This window comes from Anaerolineales bacterium, assembly GCA_022866145.1.
GTDB lineage: Bacteria > Chloroflexota > Anaerolineae > Anaerolineales > E44-bin32 > PFL42.
Genome location: JALHUE010000518.1, coordinates 1 through 4,514, shown reverse-complemented (window position 1 = coordinate 4,514; position 4,514 = coordinate 1). Strand labels below are relative to the sequence as shown.

Annotated in this window: 4 protein-coding genes; 3 read left to right on the top strand and 1 reads right to left on the bottom strand. The window is 66.1% G+C overall.

What is annotated here, in order from left to right; translation table 11 throughout:
- Positions 1 to 171: 171 nt before the first annotated feature.
- Complete coding sequence (gene hemW, locus MUO23_15005; protein ID MCJ7514260.1) at positions 172 to 1,377, bottom strand: radical SAM family heme chaperone HemW; 1,206 nt, start codon at positions 1,375 to 1,377, stop codon at positions 172 to 174.
- A gap of 110 nt (positions 1,378 to 1,487) precedes the next feature.
- Between hemW and MUO23_15000 the strand changes: the two genes are divergently transcribed.
- From MUO23_15000 to MUO23_14990, 3 genes are all read left to right on the top strand, one after another.
- Positions 1,488 to 2,390, top strand: coding sequence for a CoA transferase subunit A (locus MUO23_15000; GenBank protein ID MCJ7514259.1), 903 nt, complete (start codon positions 1,488 to 1,490; stop codon positions 2,388 to 2,390).
- Between the two features lie 53 nt (positions 2,391 to 2,443).
- On the top strand, positions 2,444 to 3,211 hold the full coding sequence (locus tag MUO23_14995) for a CoA-transferase subunit beta (protein ID MCJ7514258.1): 768 nt from the start codon (positions 2,444 to 2,446) through the stop codon (positions 3,209 to 3,211).
- Positions 3,212 to 3,263: 52 nt separating this feature from the next.
- Positions 3,264 to 4,514 (top strand): aminotransferase class III-fold pyridoxal phosphate-dependent enzyme (locus MUO23_14990; protein ID MCJ7514257.1); only part of this gene is annotated, 1,251 nt, incomplete at its 3' end.

Below are 4,514 nucleotides of genomic sequence, written 5' to 3'. Positions count from 1 at the left end.
TGCTGGCTCCCTCCCCCCGCGATGACCCGGGCTCCAACCGAAGCAACCTGCTTCTGCTTGCCAAACAAGCAGGTGGGGAGTCCCGGATTTCGGGGAGGAATTCGACCCGGACGGCCGCTGCCCCGCCGTCCGGACCTTCGATCCCAAGCGCCGAGCAGGGCCTGGGCGCTGCTAGACCAGATCCATGAACACCTGGTTCGCCAGCAGCCAGCCGCGCCGAGTCAAGCGCAGACGTTCTGCGTCCGCCTGCAGCAAGCCCTCAGCCTCCCACCGCTCCACGACCTCCGGGAATGCCTGCTGGGGGCTCTGCCCAAAGCGCGACTGGAAGGAAGTAACCCGAACGCCTTCCTGGAGCAGGCGCAAGCCCATCAGCATCGTCTCCTGCATCTCGGTCTCCCGATCGATAGGTTGACGGGAGGCAGCGGCAGCAGAGAACGGGAAGGGCTCTCGCCCTCGCGCGGAGAGCCGCTGGATGTAGGCCTGTGGCGACAGGACATTGGCATAGCGGAACCCCTCGGCGCTCCCGTGGGCGCCGGCGCCCAGTCCGAGGTACGAGAGGTTCCGCCAGTAGCGCAGATTGTGGCGGCAGGCCAGTCCAGGCTCGTCGTCGCCGGCAGACGCCTTTGGGCGCCTCCGGGCCCAGTTCGAAATCTCATAGTGGGCGTAGCCGTGGTCCTCCAGGACCTCACAGGCGTGCTCGTACATCTCAGCGGCCAGGTCCGGATCAGGGGAGGGCAACACCCCATCCCGCACCCAGGCGGCCAGTGGCGTGCCTTCTTCGACGCTCAGCATGTACAGCGAGAGGTGTTCCGGCCGCAGCCCGAGGGCGTGTTCCAGCGTGGTGCGCCAGCTGTCCATCGACTGAGACATCACACCCAGCATCAGATCCAGGCTGAGGTTGTCGAATCCTGCCGACCTGGCGTGGTGGACGGCCTCCTCCGCCTGTCTGAAGTTGTGCGAGCGTTCCAGCACACGCAGGATCTCGCCGTCGGCGGATTGGACACCGTACGACAGGCGATTGACACCGGCCTCCCGGAGCCCTTGCAGCGCCTCCGGCGTGACGGTGCCGGGGTTGGCCTCCAGCGTGATCTCGGCATCCGGGTCCACCCAGAAGCAATTCCGTAGGACACCCAGGATCCGGCGGACTTGCTCAACACGGAGAAGCGAAGGCGTACCGCCTCCGAAGAACACGGTATCGATCTTGAGCGGAGCCTGGAGGCCGCGATCCTCCCAGGCCCTGGCTACGCTCCAGGCCTCGGCGCACAGGGCATCGACATAGGCGGGGATCAACGCTTCCTGTCCGGCGTAGGTATTGAAGTCGCAGTAGGCGCAACGGTGGGTGCAGAAGGGGATGTGCAGGTAGAGCGCGTGGTTCACGTCGGCATTCTAGCATGCGCCCCCGGACAGCCAGGGCCGCCGGCCGCTTGCCGTCCGGGAGAGAGGAGGGCAGAATAGGGGTCAACCTTGTCGCTCCCCGGGTGCACCCCATGAGCAAACTGACCAGCTTGCAGCAGGCCATATCCGAGCATGTCCGGGATGGAGACTGCGTGTACGCCGCCGGCTTCACCCACCTGATCCCTTTCGCCGCGGCTCACGAAATCATCCGGCAGGGAAAGCGCGACCTCACCCTTGCGCGGGCGACCCCGGACCTGATCTACGACCAGATGGTTGCCGCCGGCTGCGCCCGTAAGCTGATCTTCTCCTATTCGGGAAACCCCGGCGTCGGCTCGCTGCGCGTCGTGCGATCGATGATGGAACAGGGAAAACTGGAGTGGGAGGAGTACTCGCACTTCTCGCTGATCGTCCGTCTGGCCGCCGGGGCGGCGGGTGTGCCCTTCATGCCGATGAACCCGACCGGCGCCGGCGACCTCGAGCGGGTCAATCCCAGCTTCCGCCGCCTGCCCAATCCGTACGGCGAGGGTGAGGTCATCATCGTCCCCGCGCTGCAGCCGGATGTGGCTATCATCCACGCCCAGCGAGCTGACGCCGACGGCAACTGCCACCTGTGGGGCATCATCGGTGAGCAAAAGGAAGCCGCCTTCGCCTCCCGCCGGGTGATCCTCACCGCTGAAGAGATCGTCTCACCGGAGGTCATCCGATCGGATCCAAATCGGACGCTGATCTCTGGTCTGGTCGTCACAGCCGTGTGTCATGTTCCGTACTGCGCCCACCCCTCCTACACCCAGGGCTACTATGACCGCGACAACCCGTTCTATCTGGAGTGGGATCGGCTGAGCAGCGACCCGGACCGGGTCAAAGCCTGGCTCGACGAATGGGTCTACGCCGTCCCGGACCGGGACAGCTATTGGCAGAAGCTCGGGCCGGAGACGCAGGCGCGCTTGCGGGTTCAGCCGCGCTGGAGTGAACCCGTGAACTACGGCAGGCACTAGAGAAGGATCCTTCCACGACGACTGCCGGTGTCAGCCGACATGAGGTGCCCGTGATGGAGTACACCGCTTCCGAACTGATGACGGTCAACGCCGCCCGCCTGCTGCGAGGTCAGGATGTGGTGTTTGTCGGCGTCGGAATCCCGAACCTGGCCTGCAACCTGGCCCGGCGCACGCATGCCCCCGAACTGATCATGATCTACGAGTCCGGGGTGATCGGGGCTCAGCCCGATCGTCTGCCGCTTTCAATCGGGGATCCCTCGCTGGTGTCCGGAGCATTGGCGGTGTGCTCGATGTACGAGGTTTTCGCCTACTACCTGCAGCGGGGGCACGTATCGGTAGGATTCATGGGCGGAGCCCAGATCGATCAATTCGGCAACGTGAACGCCACCGTGATTGGCGACTACCATCATCCGAAGGTTCGCCTCCCGGGTTCCGGCGGGGCGATGGAGATCGCGGCCTGGGCAGACCGTTGCTATTTCATCACGCCGCACCAGAGACGCCGCTTCCCCGCTCGCTGCGATTTCCGTACTTCGGCCGGCTTCCTCGACGGCCGACCGGCGCGCACGAAGCTGGGCCTGCGCGGCGGCGGCCCGGCGGCCGTGGTCACTGACCTGGGCCTGTTGCAGCCTGACGACAACGGCGAACTGACGCTGACGGCAGTCCATCCCGAGGTGGATCCGGCCCGAGCGCAGGAGAACACCGGGTGGCCGCTGAAAGTGGCCGCTTCGCTGGCCACCACTGAGCCGCCGACACCACGCGAACTGCAGATTCTGCGAGAGCTGGACCCGACCGGCGTTTATCTGAGCAGCGCCGGCGGGTAGTGGGCTCCCCGGACGACGCACCCGGGGTGCTCACGGCCCTCAGGAGACGAACATGGCCTCCGGCATAGAAGACTCACAGATCCTCCCCCTCAGCCTGCAGCACAACTTCTGGACTTGGTCCGCCCAGGGGCGCGTCCAGCCGATCGCAGTCACGCGGGCCCAGGGCGTGCACTTCTGGGACGCCGACGGCAAGCGCTACCTCGACCTGAACTCGATGGTGATGTGCTGCAACATCGGGCACGGCGATCGGCGCGTGATCGATGCCATCACCCGCCAGGCGCAGGAGCTGGTGTTCGCCGGTCCGGGGATGGCCACGCGTCCGCGCGCCGAGCTCGGACAGCTGCTGGCCGAGATTACCCCGGGGGACCTCAACCGGTTCCTGTATACCCTCGGCGGCGCCGATGCTAACGAGCACGCCATCAAGCTTGCCCGCGGTCACACCGGCCGCCACAAGATCCTGGCTCGCTACCGCTCCTATCATGGTGCGACGGCCGGTGCCATTGCCGCAACGGGCGATCCCCGCCGCCTGGCCTGGGAGCCGGGCGTGATGCCGGGCGTCGTCCACTTCCTCGACCCCTATGCCTACCGCTCGGCCTTCCACCCTCCCGATCGCCCGGCGGATCCAGAACAAATGGCGGCGGATTACCTGCGCCACCTCGATGAGGTCATTACCCTCGAGGGCCCGGAGACGATCGCGGCTGTCCTGATCGAGACCGTCACCGGCACCAACGGCGTCCTGGTTCCGCCGCCCGGCTACCTTCAGGGGGTGCGCGAGCTGTGCGACCGCCACGGCATCCTGCTGATCTGCGATGAGGTCATGAGCGGCTTCGGGCGCACAGGGAAGTGGTTCGCCGTCGAACACTGGGGGGTCATCCCCGACATCATGACGATGGCCAAAGGCTTGACTTCGGGGTACGCCCCGCTTGGCGCAGTTGCGATGCGGCAGGAAATCGCCGACTCCTTCCGCGAGCGGGTGTATCAGGGCGGGCTGACGTATAACGCCCACCCGCTGTCGATGGCGGCGGCGATCGCCAACATCCGGGTGCTGCAGGATGACGGGCTGATCGACAGGGCGGAGCGCATGGGCAAGATCCTGGCACGAATGCTGCGGGACCTGGGTGAAGCCCACCCATCAATCGGCGAGGTCCGATCGATCGGCCTATTTGCGGCCATCGAGCTCGTGCGCGACCGCCGCACCCGGGAGCCGATGGCGCCCTTCGGTGGGAGCAGCCCGGTGATGGAGGCCATCCGTCGGCACCTGCTCGACAACGGCGTCTTCCTGTACGTCCACTGGCACACTCTG

Coding starts and splice junctions, on each gene's coding strand:
- MUO23_15000 (MCJ7514259.1), top strand. CDS start 1,488: ATGAGCAAACTGACCAGCTTGCAGCAGGCCATATCCGAGCATGTCCGG.
- MUO23_14995 (MCJ7514258.1), top strand. CDS start 2,444: ATGGAGTACACCGCTTCCGAACTGATGACGGTCAACGCCGCCCGCCTG.